Raw genomic sequence first — 16,049 nt, 5'->3', positions numbered from 1 at the left:
GTGGAAAAGACCTGGAACAACAGAGCCTGGTTCCTGGTGCTGCCGGTGCTGCTGCTGGTGGCGTTCTCGGCGGTCATACCGCTGATGACGGTCGTCAATTATTCGGTGCAGGACACTTTCGGCAATAACGTCTTCTTCTGGGCCGGCACGGAATGGTTCGAGGAACTGCTTTCCTCCAGCCGCTTCTGGCAGGCGATGATCCGCAACCTTGTCTTCTCCTTCATCATCCTGGCGATCGAAGTGCCGCTCGGCATCTTCATTGCGCTCAATATGCCGAAGAAGGGTTGGGGCGTGCCTGTTTGCCTTGTTTTGATGGCGTTGCCGCTGCTGATCCCGTGGAACGTCGTCGGCACCATCTGGCAGGTGTTCGGGCGCAACGACATTGGCCTGCTCGGCTATTACGTCAACGCGCTCGGCATCGACTATAATTATGTGCAAGACCCATACGACGCCTGGGTCACGGTCATCATCATGGACGTCTGGCATTGGACCAGCCTCGTCGTTCTGCTCTGCTATGCCGGCCTGGTCTCGATCCCGGATGCCTTTTATCAGGCGGCCAAGATCGACGGTGCCTCGCGCTGGGCGGTGTTCCGCTACATCCAGCTGCCGAAGATGAACCGCGTGCTGCTGATCGCCGTGCTGCTGCGCTTCATGGATAGCTTCATGATCTACACCGAACCGTTCGTGGTGACCGGCGGCGGACCCGGCAACTCGACGACCTTTCTTTCGATCGATCTCGTCAAGACGGCGCTCGGCCAGTTCGACCTCGGCCCGGCGGCGGCGATGTCGCTGGTCTACTTCCTTATCGTCCTGTTGTTGTCATGGGTGTTCTACACCGTGATGACCAATTACGACGCGGAGCGCTGAGATGAGCCGCACCGAAGAGAGAGCCGACAGGGTGAGCGAGACGACAGCTTCGGAAGGGCTCGCCAGCACGCTACGGCAGGACGAGATCGCACGGCTGATGCGCCGTCGCGGCGAGGAGTCGCGTTGGTGGTGGATCGTGCCGACGCTCTACATCATCGTTCTGCTTTTGCCGATCTACTGGCTCATCAATATGAGCTTCAAGACCAATGGCGAGATCGTCTCGTCGCTGACGCTCTACCCGCACGCACCGACATTGGCGAATTACCGCACCATCTTCACCGACGCGTCCTGGTATTCGGGCTACATCAACTCGATCACCTATGTGGTTATGAACATGGTGATTTCGGTGGCTGCGGCGCTGCCGGCGGCCTATGCCTTCTCACGCTACCGCTTCCTCGGCGACAAGCATCTGTTCTTCTGGCTGCTGACCAACCGCATGGCGCCGCCGGCGGTGTTCGCGCTGCCATTCTTTCAGCTTTATTCGGCCTTCGGCCTTATCGACACCCACATCGCCGTGGCTCTGGCGCATTGCCTGTTCAACGTGCCGCTGGCGGTGTGGATCCTCGAAGGCTTCATGTCGGGCGTACCCAAGGAGATCGACGAGACCGCCTATATCGACGGCTATTCGTTCCCGCGCTTCTTCATCAAGATATTCATGCCGCTGATTGCGAGCGGCATCGGCGTGGCGTGCTTCTTCTGCTTCATGTTCTCGTGGGTCGAGCTGCTGATCGCCCGCACGCTGACGACCACCGACGCCAAGCCGATCGCCGCGACCATGACCCGCACCGTTTCGGCCGCCGGCATGGATTGGGGGCTGCTCGCCGCAGCCGGCGTGCTGACGCTGATTCCCGGCGCGCTCGTCATCTGGTTTGTGCGCAACTACATCGCCAAGGGCTTTGCCCTGGGGAGGGTATGATGGAGCAGGTCGACAGAAGCCCATGGTGGTGGGCCGTGCTGTTTCTCGCCCTGGTCGTCGTGGCCTGGGTGGCACTTCAAATCGATTTCGTGGCAATAACGGTGGGCTTCAGCGATCCGGCCAATATCCGCCTGTGGGGATTTAACCTCTCGTCCAACCTCGATTTTTCGTGGATGGCCTGGACGTGGCCGACCGCGGCCTTCTTTGGAACCATCTTTCTGCTGCTTTGCGGCATGGCGGCGTGGGAATACGTCTCGCCGGGCGGCAATCCGCGCGTCGGCGTGCTGCGGTTCGAAACGACGCGTGGCGACCGCCTGTTCCTGTCGCTGCTTGGCAGCGCCTTTATCCATCTCGCTTGGCTGGGTCTAGTCGGACCCAATCTGTGGTGGGCTCTCGCTCTCTCCGTGGTCTACGCCGTCGGCGTGTTCCGCTACGTATAGAGGGGGAAACTGTTGGAACGGCGGCGTGCCGGCCGCCGATCCAGATCGCACTTTGAACTTTAACAGTGGAGGAAATACATGCGACGGCAATTCTTGACATCAACAACTGCGCTTGTCCTATTGCTCGGGGCAAGCAATGCCTATGCCGGAATGGACGAGGCCAAGGCCTTCCTCGATAAGGAAATCGGGCCCCTTTCGACGCTTTCGCGCGCCGACCAGGAAGCCGAGATGCAATGGTTCATCGATGCCGCGAAACCTTTCGCCGGCATGGATATCAAGGTGGTTTCCGAAACCATCGCCACGCATCAGTATGAATCGCAGGTGCTGGCGCCGGCCTTTACGGCCATCACCGGCATCAAGGTTACGCATGACGTCATCCAGGAAGGCGACGTCGTCGAGAAGATCCAGACCCAGATGCAGACCGGCCAGAACCTCTATGACGGCTGGGTCAACGATTCCGATCTGATCGGGACGCACTGGCGCTACCAGCAGGTGCGCAACCTGACCGACTGGATGGCAGGCGACGGCAAGGATGTCACCAACCCGAATCTCGACCTGAAGGATTTCATCGGCACTTCGTTCACCACCGCGCCCGACAAGAAACTCTACCAACTTCCCGACCAGCAGTTCGCCAACCTCTACTGGTTCCGTTACGACTGGTTCAACGACGAGAAGAACAAGGCGGACTTCAAGGCCAAATACGGCTACGACCTCGGCGTGCCGGTGAACTGGTCGGCCTATGAGGACATTGCAGCGTTCTTCACCGGGCGTGAGATCGACGGCAAGAAGGTCTACGGCCATATGGACTATGGCAAGAAGGACCCCTCGCTCGGCTGGCGGTTCACCGACGCCTGGCTGTCGATGGCCGGCAATGGCGACAAGGGCATTCCGAACGGTCTGCCCGTCGACGAATGGGGCATCAAGGTCGACGAGAATTCGCGTCCGGTCGGTTCCTGCACGGCGCGCGGCGGCGACACCAATGGTCCGGCTTCTGTCTATGCCATCCAGAAGTACCTCGATTGGCTGAAGGCCTATGCACCGGCGGAAGCCCAAGGCATGACCTTCTCCGAATCGGGGCCAGTTCCGGCGCAGGGCGCGGTTGCCCAGCAGATCTTCTGGTACACCGCCTTCACCGCCAGCATGGTCGACGCCAGCGCCAAGGCGGTGCTGAACGACGACGGCACGCCGAAGTGGCGCATGGCGCCGTCGCCGCATGGCGTCTACTGGAAGGACGGCATGAAGCTCGGCTATCAGGACGTCGGTTCCTGGACGCTGATGAAGTCGACGCCGACCGACCGCGCCAAGGCCGCCTGGCTCTACGCGCAGTTCGTCACCTCGAAGACGGTCGACGTGAAGAAGAGCCATGTCGGCCTGACCTTCATCCGCGAGAGCACGATCCACGACAAGAGCTTCACCGAACGTGCGCCAAAGCTCGGCGGCTTGATCGAGTTCTACCGCTCGCCGGCGCGCGTCCAGTGGTCCCCGACCGGCACCAACGTGCCGGACTATCCGAAGCTGGCACAGCTCTGGTGGCAGGCGATCGGCGATGCTTCGTCGGGCGCCAAGAGCGCGCAGGAAGCGATGGACTCGCTCTGCGCCGAGCAGGAAAAGGTGATGAGCCGCATCGAGAAGTCGGGCGTCCAGGGCGATATTGGCCCGAAGATGGCCGAAGAGCATGACCTCGCCTACTGGAATGCGGAAGCGGTCAAGAAGGGCAATCTCGCTCCTCAGCTCAAGATCGAGAACGAGAAGGAAAAGCCGGTCACCATCAACTACGACGAGCTGGTGAAGAGCTGGCAGCAATAGGGCTGTTTGATGCGGGCGTCCGCGCCTGCATCGCCATACTCAGGGGAGGCGGCATGTTGCCGTCTCCCCTGTTTGCGTGAACGGCTCCGCGCCATCTGGCGTCGAGACATCGTAGCACCTTGAATTCGCTTCGACGGGAGAGAGAATGACCGGATATATCCTTGCAATCGACCAGGGGACGACATCGAGCCGGGCGATCCTGTTCGACGACAAGATGAAGGTCGTCGGCAGCGGGCAAAAGGAATTCACCCAATATTATCCGGCCTCCGGCTGGGTCGAGCACGATCCCGAGGAGATCTGGTCGAGTGTCGTGGAAACGGTAGAGGCTGCGCTGAAGACAGCCGGCCGCAACGCAGCGGAAGTCGCCGCGATCGGCATCACCAACCAGCGCGAAACCGTCGTCATCTGGGACAAGGAGACCGGCAAGCCGATCCACAACGCGATTGTCTGGCAGGACCGCCGCACCGCGCCGCTATGCCAGAAACTGAAGAAGCTGGGGCTGGAGAAGAAATTCACGAAAAAGACCGGCCTGCTGCTCGATCCCTATTTCTCCGGCACCAAGATCGCCTGGATGCTGGACAAGGTGAAGGGCGCCAGAAAACGCGCCGAGAAGGGCGAACTGCTGGCCGGCACCATCGACAGTTTTTTGATCTGGCGGCTGACCGGCGGCAAGATCCACGCCACTGACGCCACCAATGCCTCGCGCACGCTGGTCTACAACATCGAACAAAACGCCTGGGATGACGAGCTGCTGGCCGTTCTTGGCATACCTGCAAGAATGCTGCCGCAGGTGAAAGATTGTGCCGATGATTTTGGAATAACCGACAAAAGCCTGTTTGGTGCAGAGATCAGAATCCTCGGTGTGGCCGGCGACCAGCATGCGGCGGCAATCGGCCAGGCCTGTTTCGAGCCAGGCATGATGAAGTCGACCTACGGCACCGGTTGCTTTGCGCTGCTCAACACCGGAAGCGATCTCGTGCGTTCTAAGAACCGGCTTTTGACCACCATTGCCTACAGGCTGAACGGCAAGACCACCTATGCGCTGGAGGGCTCGATCTTTATCGCCGGCGCCGCCGTGCAATGGCTGCGGGACGGCATCAAAGTGATCGGCAAGGCCGAGCAGAGCGGCAAATTGGCGGCGGAAGCCGATCCAACGCAGAACGTCTATCTGGTGCCGGCTTTCGTCGGGCTCGGCGCACCGCACTGGGATGCCGAGGCGCGCGGCGCCATCTTCGGGCTGACCCGCAATTCGGGGCCGGCGGAATTTGCCCGCGCGGCACTGGAATCCGTTGCGTTCCAAACGCGCGATCTGCTTGACGCCATGCGCCGGGACTGGAAAGGCGCCTCGGTCAAGACCGTGCTCAGGGTAGATGGCGGCATGGTGGCGTCGGACTGGACGATGCAGCGGCTGGCCGACATTCTCGATGCGCCGGTCGACCGGCCGACAATTCTCGAGACGACAGCACTCGGTGCGGCTTGGCTGGCCGGCTCGAAGGCGGGTGTCTGGCCGAAGGCCGCGGAATTCGCCAGGAGCTGGGCGCTCGAGCGCCGGTTCAAGCCGGACATGGATGCTTCGACACGTGCCGCCAAGCTGGCAGGTTGGCGCCACGCTGTGCGCAGGACGCTAAGTGCGCAATAGGCAGGGATGCCACCGGATTCGCACTAATGAAAAACCCGCGCCGTTGCGGGCGCGGGCTTGCAGCCTCTAATCTGGGACTCAGTAAGGCGACCGGCACTGCCGGCGCGGACCGTAGTTGGGCTGGTAAGTGTTGTCAGAAGCGCGATAGCTCCGATAATGATCATAGCACCACTGCACGTGGGCATCGCCACGATAGACACGATTCTGGTTGACAATCGCGCCAGTGATCAGCGCTCCGGTAGCAAACGCGGCCAGCGGGAACCAGAAGTCGCCGTGGCGGCGGTAGCCGGGACGGTAGTAGCGATAGCCGCGATGGCCACGCCAGTACATGCCGTCGTCACGCGAAAAATTGCGACGGGAGAAATCGCGACGCGAGAAATCGCGATTGAAACTCCGGTGCCTCCGCCACGGCTCGTACTGGACGGTCTGGACATTCGAGGTGAGCCCCTGGGCAGGGGGCGCATAGCTGGGCTGAGCGTTGACTGGCACGATCTCCGCGGCAGCGAATGAGATCGAAAGGGTGGTCGCCAGCAGGCCCGACATGATCCTATTCATGATCTTCTCCTTGAAACGCATGTCCCTTGTCGCGGAAAAACGGACAGGCTGCGCAAATTGTTCCGCCAAAAATCCCAAGTTGCTGATCTGCAAAGGTTCTCTCGATTCGCTGCTTGCGCTTGTCCCGCAAAGCGCGAGCTTCGGCCTTGCGCGAGGGGGAGGCAGTTCCGTCAACGCCGAAGCGCACCGCACGGCATGATGACGCGGCAGGAAAGTCCGGTTTGGGAGCCGTCTTTTTCCGGTTGACCGGTAGAGGCACTCTCCCTATGTTCCGCGCAATTTCGAGGGCGGCCTTTCTGAGCCCGCGGGAGCGCGTAGCTCAGCCGGTAGAGCAACTGACTTTTAATCAGTAGGTCATGGGTTCGAATCCCATCGCGCTCACCAAAATCAAGATTGTCCAACCCGGAGACATAGGTAACAGATTGTACCTAAGACATGGGTGACAACCTCGTGCCGAACGCATGCAGTGGCTTTAGCCGCCCGCCCCATCGTCCATCATCGTGCCGGTGAGCGCCTCATACGCTCTGCTGCACAGCTGTGAATGCGGACAATCCTTCAAGATAAGCACTGGCACCACGGTGAGAACCGCTGCGGCAAGGATTTGCAGGCAAAGACCGACGGCGCTTACCTTCCTGCCGAACACACCGGCCAGGAAAAAGTAGAGACCCTGGGCCATGCAGGCTGCCGTCAGAATGCCCAGAAGCGTGCTGGTCGCTCTTGCGAAGGGCGTTATGTAGCCGTCGGGAAAACCCGACATGCCGAGATCCATCGACCATTGCAGCGCCAGCATGACACTCAGTGCTGACCAGACGAGGGCCGTCATACGAGTGAACAGCATCTGCTTTGGTTTGTTGCTCGGATCGGCCATCGGAATCACATCGGGATTGCTTGCGGTGACATGCGCAAGCTCTCGGTCAGATCAGCGAGACGTTGCCGCCGGGATGGCGTTCGAGCCGTCCGGCGAGGTCGAGCTCCAGCAGCACCATGAACACTTGAGCGGGATGCAGGCCGGTGTGACGGATGATCTCGTCGACTGCTACCGGCGTCGGGCCGAGCGCCTCGACGACGCGGTCGCGGTCGTCCTCGCGCGGCGGCGGTGTTGCTGAAAAGTCGGGCGGCTCTTCAAGCGGCGATGTCCTTGGCGACCAGCCGCCGACCAGCGGCGCTATCGCACTGGTGATATCGGCGGCCTCGGTGACAAGGATGGCGCCGTCCTTGAGCAGGCCATTGGTGCCGGCAGCGCGCGGATCGAGCGGCGAACCGGGAACGGCGAAAACCAGCCGGCCCATCTCGCCGGCAAGCCGGGCGCTGATCAGTGAGCCGGAGCGCTGTGCGGCCTCGACCACCACCAATCCCAATGCAGCACCGGCGACGAGCCGGTTGCGGCGCGGAAAATCCTGTGCGCGTGGCTGCCAGCCAAACGGCATTTCGGAAATGATGGCGCCGCCGCGCTCGGCGATCTCGTCGCACAGGCCGGCATTTTCGGGCGGGTAGGGCAAATCGAGGCCGCCGGCGAGCACGCCGATTGTGCCAGTCGCAAGGCTGCCCTGGTGCGCGGCCGTATCGATGCCGCGCGCCAGGCCGGAGACGATGCCATAGCCGTCGCGGCCGAGATCCGCCGCCAGCATTCGCGCCATCTTGATGCCGGCCAGCGATGCGTTGCGAGCGCCGACGATGGCGACCGCTGGCAAGCGGAACACCGCGCTATTGCCCCTGACCGCGAGCAGCGGCGGCGGATGATCCATGCTTTTCATCAGCGGCGGATAATCCGCTTCGCCGATGCCGACGAAGCGGGCGCCAGCCCGCCGGGCGGTCTCCAGCTCCGCCTCGGTCTCGGCAATGGACGGGATGCGGACGATTTTTTTGGCGCCCCCCGAAATCATCAGCTCGGGCAGCATCGATAGCGCTGCTTCGGCCGAACCGAACCGGTTGATCAGGTCGCGAAAGGAAGCCGGGCCGACATTCGGCGTGCGGATCAGACGAAGCCAGCTCAGCCGCTGCCGGTCGCTGAGGCGCGGCCCGGCGTCGGGCTCGCTCACTCCTTGGCCCCGATCTTACCCTCGGTGCCGGCAAGCAGCCGCGCAATGTTGGCGCGGTGCTTTACGATGACGATTAGGCTCATCGCCGCGAAAAGCCCGGCAATCTGCGGCGTGCTCAGGAAATACAGTGCCATGGGCACCACGACTGCTGCCGTCAGCGCCGCGAGCGAGGAGTAGCGGAACAGGAAAGCCACCGCCAGCCAGACGACGGCGAAGATCAGCGCCGCCTGCCAGGCAAGGCCGATCAGCACGCCAAGGTAAGTGGCGACACCCTTGCCCCCCTTGAAGCCGAGCCAGACCGGAAAGAGATGACCTAAAAACGCGCCGAAGCCGGCCCAAAGTCCGAGCTCGGGCGCAAAGCGGCCTGCGATCAGCACCGCCGCGGTGCCTTTAAGGGCGTCGAGCAGAAGCGTGGCCGCGGCCAAGCTCTTGTTGCCGGTGCGCAGCACATTGGTGGCGCCGATGTTGCCGGAGCCGATGTTGCGCACGTCGCCGAGGCCGGCGGCACGGGTGATCAGCAGGCCAAACGGGATCGAGCCGAGAAGATAGCCGAACACCAATGCCAAGACGGGACTGTAAGCCATTGTTCCCCCGAACTTTCCTTGGCTGAGCGGATTTTAAGCCGTGACGCCTGTTTTCGTCCTAGGCCGAAAACACTGTGCGGCCCGCCACCATTGTTTGCAAGACCTTGCCTTGCAGTCGCGCGCCTTCGAAACAGGTGTTTTTCGAGCGTGAGCGGATGCCGCTCTCGCTGACGACCCATGGCTCGTCCAGATCGACGAGCGCAAGGTCGGCCAATGCCCCCGGTTTCAGCGTGCCGCCGGGCAGGCCGAACAATCTTGCTGGGGCGGTCGAGAGTGTCTCGACCAGCCGGAGCAGCGTCAGGTCGCCATTGTGATAGAGCCGCAGCGCTGCGCCTAGCAGCGTTTCCAGCCCGATGGCGCCGGCCGCGGCATCGGCAAAGGGCAGGCGCTTGGTGTCGACGTCCTGCGGGTCGTGGGAGGAGACGATGAGGTCGACGGTGCCGTCCTTGATCGCTTCGATCATCGCCAGCCGATCTTCCTCGGCGCGCAGCGGCGGCGTCAGCCGGAAGAAGGTGCGGTACTCGCCGACATCATTCTCGTTGAGCGACAGATTGTGGATCGACACGCCTGAGGTGACGTTGGCGCCATCGGCTTTTGCGCGCGCTACCGCGTTTGCCGCCATAGCCGTCGAAATCTTGGCAGCGTGATAGGCGCCGCCGGTCAGCCGAGCCAGCGCGAGATCGCGCTCCAGGGGGATCGATTCGGCTTCGCGCGGAATGCCGGCAAGGCCAAGCCAGCTTGCGTAAAGGCCTTCGTTCATCACGCCGGCCAAAGCGAGGTCGGCGTCTTGGGTTTCATGCGCGATGACGCCACCGAAATCGCGCGCATAGGTCAGCGCGCGGCGCATCACCAGCGCGCTGGCAATAGAATGCCGGCCATCGGTGAAGGCGACCGCGCCGGCTTCGCGCAGCAGGCCGAATTCGGTCATCTCGCGGCCTTCCAGCCCCTTGGTGATCGCTGCTGCCGGAAAGATGTTGACGATTGCGGTGTCCTTGGCGGTGCGCAGCACGAACTCGACCAGTGCGACATTGTCGATCACCGGGTCGGTATCGGGCATCATGATGACTGAGGTGACGCCGCCCGCCGCCGCAGCGATGCTCGCCGAAGCAATGGTCTCCCGGTGTTCGCCGCCGGGTTCGCCGATGAAGACGCGCGCGTCGATCAATCCGGGGACGATAGTCTTGCCGGCGCAGTCGATGATGGTGGCGCCTTCGGGCGCGCCCTGGTTCAAGGCCGCCCTGCCGGCGGCAACGATTTTACGGCCTTCGACGATGACGGTGCCGACCTCATCGATGCCGCGCGACGGGTCGACGATGTGGGCCCGGCGGAAGACCGTTATGCTCATCAGGCGCGGCCCTCGTGGTTTCGACGGGGGTCGAGCAGCGCTTCCATAACCGCCATGCGCACGGCGACGCCCATCTCAACCTGTTCCTGGATAACGCTTTGCGGGCCGTCGGCGATCTCGGAGGCGATCTCGACGCCGCGGTTCATCGGGCCGGGATGCATGACCAGCGCACCGTCCTTGGCCGCCTTCAGCTTCTCCGCGTCGAGGCCGAAATAGCGGAAATATTCGCGCACCGACGGTACGAAAGCGCCTTCCATGCGTTCGCGCTGCAGGCGCAGCATCATTACCACGTCGGCGTCCTTCAGACCCTCGGCCATGGAACGTGTGACGATGACGCCCATCTTCTCGATGCCGGCGGGCAAAAGCGTCGAAGGGGCGACGACCCTGACCTGGGCACCAAGCGCGTTGAGCAGGATGATGTTGGAGCGGGCCACGCGCGAATGCAGGATGTCGCCGCAGATCGCCACGATCAGCTTCGACAACGGACCTTTGACGCGGCGGATGGTCAGTGCGTCGAGCAGCGCCTGGGTAGGGTGCTCATGGGCGCCGTCGCCGGCATTGACCACCGAACAGCCAACTTTTTGGGCAAGAAGTGCTGCCGCGCCGGCCGATTGATGGCGGATGATCAATATGTCGGGACGCATGGCATTCAGCGTCATTGCCGTATCGATCAGCGTCTCGCCCTTTTTCACCGACGAACTCGCTACGGACATGTTCATGACGTCGGCGCCGAGCCGTTTGCCGGCCAGCTCGAATGACGATTGCGTACGGGTCGAGGCTTCGTAGAAGAGATTGATCTGGGTGCGGCCGCGCAGCGTCGATGTCTTCTTGTCCGACTGCCGCGAGATGGCAACGGCCCTGTCCGCCCGGTCGAGCAGAAGCTCGATGTCGGCAGGGGAAAGATCGCGGATGCCCAGAAGATGGCGGTGGGGATAAAGCGGCAGGGACGATGCGTCGGTCATCTCAAGTCGCTGCTATAGGGGGGAGGCTCCGCGGCTGCAAGCACCGGCTTGGGATTGGATTGGTTCTCCCCGGTATTTTCGTCGCGCGCCGCTGGCCATAGGCTATAAACCGCCTTGGCTTTGGATTCGCAGCCTTCAGGTGATAAGGACGAAGCGTGACCGACGACGTGACCAACCAGCCGCCGCCGCTGGCCGGCGGCAACGCCTGGCGGGGCGATCCGTTGCTGATCCAGCTTGCCGAGCGCTTTTCCGATCCGGTGCGCAAGGACCTCGACGGGCTTGGCCGGTTCGTTCTGACCCATGAGGCGCAGGAACTGGCCCGTCTTGCCAATGTCGAGATGCCGAAGCTCAGGACCCATGACCGCCAGGGCCGGCGCATCGACCAGGTCGAGTTCCATCCCGCCTATCACGCGCTCATGCGCCGCTCTGTTGCCAACGGGCTGCATTCGTCGGTCTGGGAGAATGGCGACGCCGAGATCGGCCGGCGCCACCAGGTGCGCGCTGCACGCTTTTACCTCACGGCTGAGCTCGAGACCGGACATCTCTGCCCGATCACCATGACCAGCGCTTCGCTGGCAGCGCTGATGGCCAGCCCGAAGCTGTTTCGCGAATGGGCGCCTCGGGTGACGACGCGCAAATACGATCAAAGCCAGAAGCCTCCGGTCGAAAAAGCCGGGCTGACGCTCGGCATGGGCATGACCGAGAAGCAAGGCGGCACCGATGTCCGTGCCAACGTCACCAGGGCCGAGCGCGCCGGCAGCGGGTTTTATCGCCTGACCGGCCACAAATGGTTCATGTCGGCGCCGATGTCGGATGCCTTCCTGGTGCTCGGACAGGTGCCGGAGGGACTGTCGTGCTTTCTCGTTCCCCGCCTGCTCGGCGACGGATCCGGCAACGGCTTCCGTTTTCAACGGCTGAAGGACAAGCTCGGCAACCGATCCAATGCCTCGTCGGAGGTGGAATTCGTCAATGCCATCGGCGAGATGGTCGGCGAGCCCGGCGCGGGCGTGAAGACGATCATGGACATGGTGACCCTGACGCGGCTCGACTGTGCCGTCGCCTCATCGGCGATCATGCGGGCCGGACTGGCCGAGGCCGTCCACCACACGCGCCACCGCAAGGTGTTCGGAACCAATCTGGTCGAGCAGCCGCTGATGCAGCGGGTGCTGGCCGATATGGCGCTCGACGTTGCCGCCGCTACTGCGCTGTCGTTCCGGCTGGCGCGCTCCTTCGACGAGGCGGCCGGCGACCGCGGCGAGGCGGCCTTCGCGCGCGCCATGACGCCGGTCGTCAAATACTGGGTCTGCAAGATTGCGCCGCCGCTGCTCTATGAAGCGATGGAGTGCCTCGGCGGCAATGGCTATGTCGAGGAGGGGCCGCTCGCCCGCTACTATCGCGAAGCTCCGGTCAACGCGATATGGGAGGGATCCGGCAACGTCATGGCGCTCGACGTGCTACGTGTGCTGGGGCGTGCACCCGGCCTGTTCGATGACGTGCTGGCCGGCATCGACCGCGATCTCGGCGCCGGCGGACGCGGCACCGTCGGCGTGCTCAAAGCGGCAATGCAGGTCGCTGCAACCGACGAGGGCTCGGCGCGGCTCTTGACCGAGCAATTGGCATTGTCGGCGGCGGCGGCAGAGCTTCGCAGGTTGGGGGCAGGGCGGATCGCCGACGCCTTCGTCGAAACGCGCCTCGCCGGCCAGTGGCGCAATACCTATGGCATGATCGATTCCCGCCATGATGCGCGCATGATCATCGATACGCTCTACCCGCCGATCAACTAAGGGCCGTCGCCCAATTCGCTGCCGCTCTCGCGACCCTGTGGATGGCCGTTAACCTTAACGAATGGTTTCCATTGCGGCGGCCGGTGGCAAAGCCCAGTGTTATGGTTAAGGCAAGGATTGTTCAGCTTGAGCGGCTTTGCCCTGCGAAGCAGGAGCGTCATGCGGCATATTCTGAGCTCTTTTCTGGCATTGCATTGGGCGGCCGTTTTCGCCCTGCTGGCGTTCATTTGCATCGACGAGAATCGAGGCGTGGCGACGGCCCTTGGCGTACTGGGCGTTCCCGTCCAGAACACTCGATTTGCCGATCTCGAAAACGCCGTCGTCGTGGCGCCGCTCGCCGTGGCACTGCTTGTCGTCGCGGTGCTGTTCTGCTGGGCCTTTGTTGAAGCACTGACCAGCGACACGACCAACCCGGATCCCGCCGACAGCGTCATGCGAATCGCCTTCATTTCCGCCTTAGGCGTGCTGTCGCTGATCGTCATCGGCGGCGCCGCGCAAGGTATCAATGGGCTGTTCATGATTGTCGCGGTGCAATTGGCGGCACTTCTGGCGTCCTATGTCGCGGTGCTCGCGGAGCGGCGGTCGACCGTTGCCGCGGCAGCTCCAGGGACCGGCGAAATCCGAGCGGCCGCGCATGTCATGGCCAAGGCAGCGGCGCATAATTCCTCGCTTGCCCGCATTTCCGGCCGGCTGGATTCGAGGGATGACCGCTGATGCGCACCTTGTTCGCGCTGTGGGCGGCTCCGCTCCTCTTGTTTTGGGGCTGGTTCTTTCTGTCGCTCAACGACATCAATTTCGGCTATGTCATGCTGAGCCGCCAATTACACGATCTCGTCTTCCAGCTCTATGGACAGATGCTGGGCGTCGATCCGGCGCTCATTCCGGGCATGGTGGCGAAAGCTTGCGTATTCGACGGCGTGCTGCTGGTGGCGTTCTGGGCATTTCGCCGCCGCAAGACGATTGGTGGCTGGATCACGGCGATGCGCAACCGCTATTTCGACCAGGCATCGACGCCGAGCGCCTGAAGCCGGTCGAGAACGCCCTGGAGGATGAAAGCGGCCGCCGCTGAATCGATCTTGCCGGCGCGTTTCTTGCGGGAAAAATCCATCTCGATCAGTGTTCGCTCGGCCGCCACCGTCGACAGCCTTTCGTCCCAAAAGACGAACGGCAGATCGGTCAATCCAGCCATGTTGCGGACGAAAGCGCGGGATTTTTGGGCGCGCGGGCCTTCCGAGCCGTCCATGTTGATGGGGAGGCCGATTGCCACGGCGCCGGCATTCTCCTTCTGCAACAGGGCGAGCAGCACTGCGGCATCGAGCGAGAATTTCCTGCGCATGATGACGGGGCGCGGGTGCGCGAACGACAAGCCGCGGTCCGAAACCGCCACGCCGATCGTTTTGTCGCCAAGGTCGAGACCGGCCAGGGTCTTGCCGCCGCCCAGCCGGGCCGGCAACTCCTCGATGGTGATGATGCCCAACGGCTTTTCCTTTGACCGCGACGCCGCACGTCCTATACGCGCAAAGCGTGCGCGGCACTTTAATTTCGCCGTCGGCGTTCTATCCTCTACCGAAGCAAAAATCGAGGAAAGCATTGATGAAACTGACCTGGTACGGACATTCGGCATTCAGAATCGAAATCGAAGGCGCGAAAATCCTCATCGACCCCTATCTGGTCGGCAATCCGTCATGGGCGGGCGGCTGGGAAGGGCCGGCCGAAGGGATCACGCACGTGTTGCTCACCCATGGCCACAGTGACCACATCAGCGGCGCCGTCGAAGTGCTCAAGAAGAGCGGCGCGATGCTGGTCGCCAATTTCGAGATTTGCATGTACCTGGTCGGCAAGGGTGTCGGTGACAAGCAGATCAATCCCGGCAATATCGGCGGCACCGTCGATTGCGGCGGCTTCACCACCACCTTCGTTCAGGCTCTGCATTCATCGTCCTTTCCGGGCGAGGGTGGCCAGAATACCTATCTCGGCAATCCGGGCGGGCTCGTCCTGCACTTTCCCGAGGACAAGCCGCTTTATCATATGGGCGACACCGACATTTTTTCCGACATGGCGCTGATCAACGAGTTGCACGAACCGAAGATCGGCATCGTGCCGATCGGCGACCGCTTCACCATGGGTGGCGCGGTAGCAGCCCTTGCCTGCCAGCGTTTCTTCAAGTTCGAGACGGTCGTTCCCGCTCACTTCGGCACATTTCCGATGATCGATCAGACTGCCGACAAATTCGTGGCCGGGCTGGATGGATCGGGTGTGAAAGTTGCGTTGCCGAAGATCGGCGAGACGATTACGCTGTAAAGAAAGCCGGTCCGGAACGATACGATGCGCTTGAGAAATTCTCTTTGCATTTCAATGCTGGTTGCCGCGTCGCCGACGCTGGCCGCGGAAAATTTCATCGAGGGCGTCTATCTGCAATCGGAGGACCTCTGCGCGCAGGCCAAAAAGGATACGCTGCAGACGGTGATCGAGGGCGGCAATATCGTGCTGTCGGCAAATGGCCTGGAAAGCATCGAATATAATTGTGAATTCCTGCAGATCACCAAAGCGACACGCTCACCGAGCTGGGCGGTGACCGCTATATGCCAGGAGCCGGGCTACGTCTTTCCCGATGTTCTCTCACTGACACAGATGAGCCCGAAGCAGATCGACCTGGTATCGGTTCGGCCTGCCGCCGACGAAGGCGAGCAGAGCGGCAACGGCGGCAGTTATTTCCTCTGCGACGGCGTGGCGATGCCATAGGGCAGTTGAAGGCACGATGCATGTTGCGTGGCACGCGCCGCGCCGCTATAGCGCTGGTTTTCCCGAGGCACAAACATGTCCGTTGATATAAAAACTGTGAAGCGCGTCGCGCATCTTGCCCGTATTGCGGTGAGCGAGGAGGATGCAGAGCGCATGACCGGCGAATTGAACGCCATTTTGGGCTTTGTCGAGCAGTTGAACGAGGTCGATGTTTCCGGCGTCGAGCCGATGACCTCGGTCACGCCGATGGCAATGAAAAAGCGCCAGGACGTCGTCACCGACGGCGGCAAGGCAGCCGACATCGTCGCCAATGCACCGGCGACCGAAGAAAATTTCTTCCTTGTGCCGAAGGTCGTGGAGTAGCAGGCCG

At 62.2% G+C, this 16,049-nt stretch carries 18 protein-coding genes and 1 tRNA gene; 12 read left to right on the top strand and 7 right to left on the bottom strand.

Translation table 11 applies throughout. The features are described from left to right. The 5 genes from NKH41_RS13680 (at position 1) to glpK (ending at position 5,668) form a co-directional block, all read left to right on the top strand. Positions 1-867: a carbohydrate ABC transporter permease gene (locus tag NKH41_RS13680; protein WP_023674893.1), complete on the top strand. Its 867-nt coding sequence runs from the start codon at positions 1-3 to the stop codon at positions 865-867. Position 868: 1 nt separating this feature from the next. Beyond that, entirely contained in the window at positions 869-1,783 is a 915-nt protein-coding gene (locus tag NKH41_RS13675; RefSeq protein WP_352448784.1) for a carbohydrate ABC transporter permease, read from the top strand. A gap of 173 nt (positions 1,784-1,956) precedes the next feature. After that, a complete protein-coding gene (locus NKH41_RS13670) occupies positions 1,957-2,223 on the top strand; it encodes a DUF2160 domain-containing protein (protein WP_031211283.1) in 267 nt (88 codons plus the stop codon). A 78-nt stretch (positions 2,224-2,301) separates the two neighbouring features. Then, positions 2,302-4,029, top strand: a complete 1,728-nt coding sequence (locus tag NKH41_RS13665; RefSeq protein ID WP_352770399.1) for an ABC transporter substrate-binding protein — start codon at positions 2,302-2,304, stop codon at positions 4,027-4,029. A 145-nt stretch (positions 4,030-4,174) separates the two neighbouring features. Continuing rightward, positions 4,175-5,668: a glycerol kinase GlpK gene (gene glpK / locus NKH41_RS13660; protein ID WP_352770401.1), complete on the top strand. Its 1,494-nt coding sequence runs from the start codon at positions 4,175-4,177 to the stop codon at positions 5,666-5,668. Positions 5,669-5,746: 78 nt separating this feature from the next. Here the strand turns inward: glpK and NKH41_RS13655 are convergent, their stop codons facing one another. Then, positions 5,747-6,223: a BA14K family protein gene (locus NKH41_RS13655; protein ID WP_352471794.1), complete on the bottom strand. Its 477-nt coding sequence runs from the start codon at positions 6,221-6,223 to the stop codon at positions 5,747-5,749. Positions 6,224-6,531: 308 nt separating this feature from the next. Here NKH41_RS13655 and NKH41_RS13650 point away from each other — a divergent pair. Then, a tRNA-Lys gene (locus NKH41_RS13650) sits at positions 6,532-6,607 on the top strand. Between the two features lie 88 nt (positions 6,608-6,695). Here the strand turns inward: NKH41_RS13650 and NKH41_RS13645 are convergent. Genes NKH41_RS13645 through NKH41_RS13625 form a run of 5 tightly spaced genes read right to left on the bottom strand, consistent with a single transcriptional unit; the run spans position 6,696 to position 11,153 of the window. Further along, positions 6,696-7,091, bottom strand: coding sequence for a hypothetical protein (locus tag NKH41_RS13645; protein WP_352471679.1), 396 nt, complete (start codon positions 7,089-7,091; stop codon positions 6,696-6,698). A 46-nt stretch (positions 7,092-7,137) separates the two neighbouring features. Then, complete coding sequence (gene dprA, locus NKH41_RS13640) at positions 7,138-8,262, bottom strand: DNA-processing protein DprA (RefSeq protein WP_352471678.1); 1,125 nt, start codon at positions 8,260-8,262, stop codon at positions 7,138-7,140. Beyond that, positions 8,259-8,846: a glycerol-3-phosphate 1-O-acyltransferase PlsY gene (gene plsY, locus NKH41_RS13635; protein ID WP_352471677.1), complete on the bottom strand. Its 588-nt coding sequence runs from the start codon at positions 8,844-8,846 to the stop codon at positions 8,259-8,261. Before plsY ends, dprA begins: the two co-directional genes overlap by 4 nt. Positions 8,847-8,904: 58 nt before the next feature. Beyond that, positions 8,905-10,191, bottom strand: a complete 1,287-nt coding sequence (locus NKH41_RS13630) for a dihydroorotase (RefSeq protein ID WP_352770404.1) — start codon at positions 10,189-10,191, stop codon at positions 8,905-8,907. Next, entirely contained in the window at positions 10,191-11,153 is a 963-nt protein-coding gene (locus NKH41_RS13625) for an aspartate carbamoyltransferase catalytic subunit (RefSeq protein ID WP_352448791.1), read from the bottom strand. Before NKH41_RS13625 ends, NKH41_RS13630 begins: the two co-directional genes overlap by 1 nt. 155 nt (positions 11,154-11,308) lie before the next feature. Between NKH41_RS13625 and NKH41_RS13620 the strand changes: the two genes are divergently transcribed. The 3 genes from NKH41_RS13620 (at position 11,309) to NKH41_RS13610 (ending at position 13,962) form a co-directional block, all read left to right on the top strand. After that, entirely contained in the window at positions 11,309-12,937 is a 1,629-nt protein-coding gene (locus NKH41_RS13620) for a DNA alkylation response protein (protein ID WP_352471675.1), read from the top strand. A 159-nt stretch (positions 12,938-13,096) separates the two neighbouring features. Beyond that, a complete protein-coding gene (locus NKH41_RS13615) occupies positions 13,097-13,651 on the top strand; it encodes a hypothetical protein (RefSeq protein ID WP_352770407.1) in 555 nt (184 codons plus the stop codon). Further along, complete coding sequence (locus NKH41_RS13610; protein ID WP_352471672.1) at positions 13,651-13,962, top strand: DUF6105 family protein; 312 nt, start codon at positions 13,651-13,653, stop codon at positions 13,960-13,962. Before NKH41_RS13615 ends, NKH41_RS13610 begins: the two co-directional genes overlap by 1 nt. On the opposite strand, the gene ruvX is transcribed toward NKH41_RS13610, so the two are convergent. Next, positions 13,929-14,414: a Holliday junction resolvase RuvX gene (gene ruvX, locus NKH41_RS13605; RefSeq protein ID WP_352471671.1), complete on the bottom strand. Its 486-nt coding sequence runs from the start codon at positions 14,412-14,414 to the stop codon at positions 13,929-13,931. The genes NKH41_RS13610 and ruvX overlap by 34 nt on opposite strands. A 116-nt stretch (positions 14,415-14,530) precedes the next feature. Between ruvX and NKH41_RS13600 the strand changes: the two genes are divergently transcribed. From NKH41_RS13600 to gatC, 3 genes are all read left to right on the top strand, one after another. Beyond that, the gene (locus NKH41_RS13600; protein WP_352770410.1) at positions 14,531-15,238 is read left to right on the top strand and encodes a metal-dependent hydrolase; all 708 of its coding nucleotides are present in this window, start codon (positions 14,531-14,533) and stop codon (positions 15,236-15,238) included. A 24-nt stretch (positions 15,239-15,262) separates the two neighbouring features. Further along, a complete protein-coding gene (locus NKH41_RS13595; protein WP_352471669.1) occupies positions 15,263-15,679 on the top strand; it encodes a hypothetical protein in 417 nt (138 codons plus the stop codon). Positions 15,680-15,754: 75 nt separating this feature from the next. Then, positions 15,755-16,042 (top strand): Asp-tRNA(Asn)/Glu-tRNA(Gln) amidotransferase subunit GatC, encoded by a 288-nt coding sequence (gene gatC, locus NKH41_RS13590; RefSeq protein WP_023674910.1) that lies wholly within the window; start codon positions 15,755-15,757, stop codon positions 16,040-16,042. Positions 16,043-16,049 lie beyond the last annotated feature (7 nt).

The organism is Mesorhizobium sp. M1169, assembly GCF_040318345.1.
GTDB lineage: Bacteria > Pseudomonadota > Alphaproteobacteria > Rhizobiales > Rhizobiaceae > Mesorhizobium.
This window is presented reverse-complemented; position numbering and strand designations above follow the sequence as displayed.

Bases quoted from the DNA above. Each gene is read 5' to 3' on its own strand.
- NKH41_RS13675 (WP_352448784.1), top strand. From the start codon at position 869: ATGAGCCGCACCGAAGAGAGAGCCGACAGGGTGAGCGAGACGACAGCT.
- NKH41_RS13670 (WP_031211283.1), top strand. From the start codon at position 1,957: ATGGCCTGGACGTGGCCGACCGCGGCCTTCTTTGGAACCATCTTTCTG.
- NKH41_RS13665 (WP_352770399.1), top strand. From the start codon at position 2,302: ATGCGACGGCAATTCTTGACATCAACAACTGCGCTTGTCCTATTGCTC.
- glpK (WP_352770401.1), top strand. From the start codon at position 4,175: ATGACCGGATATATCCTTGCAATCGACCAGGGGACGACATCGAGCCGG.
- NKH41_RS13655 (WP_352471794.1), bottom strand. From the start codon at position 6,223: ATGAATAGGATCATGTCGGGCCTGCTGGCGACCACCCTTTCGATCTCA.
- NKH41_RS13645 (WP_352471679.1), bottom strand. From the start codon at position 7,091: ATGGCCGATCCGAGCAACAAACCAAAGCAGATGCTGTTCACTCGTATG.
- plsY (WP_352471677.1), bottom strand. From the start codon at position 8,846: ATGGCTTACAGTCCCGTCTTGGCATTGGTGTTCGGCTATCTTCTCGGC.
- NKH41_RS13630 (WP_352770404.1), bottom strand. From the start codon at position 10,191: ATGAGCATAACGGTCTTCCGCCGGGCCCACATCGTCGACCCGTCGCGC.
- NKH41_RS13625 (WP_352448791.1), bottom strand. From the start codon at position 11,153: ATGACCGACGCATCGTCCCTGCCGCTTTATCCCCACCGCCATCTTCTG.
- NKH41_RS13615 (WP_352770407.1), top strand. From the start codon at position 13,097: ATGCGGCATATTCTGAGCTCTTTTCTGGCATTGCATTGGGCGGCCGTT.
- NKH41_RS13610 (WP_352471672.1), top strand. From the start codon at position 13,651: ATGCGCACCTTGTTCGCGCTGTGGGCGGCTCCGCTCCTCTTGTTTTGG.
- NKH41_RS13600 (WP_352770410.1), top strand. From the start codon at position 14,531: ATGAAACTGACCTGGTACGGACATTCGGCATTCAGAATCGAAATCGAA.
- NKH41_RS13595 (WP_352471669.1), top strand. From the start codon at position 15,263: ATGCGCTTGAGAAATTCTCTTTGCATTTCAATGCTGGTTGCCGCGTCG.
- gatC (WP_023674910.1), top strand. From the start codon at position 15,755: ATGTCCGTTGATATAAAAACTGTGAAGCGCGTCGCGCATCTTGCCCGT.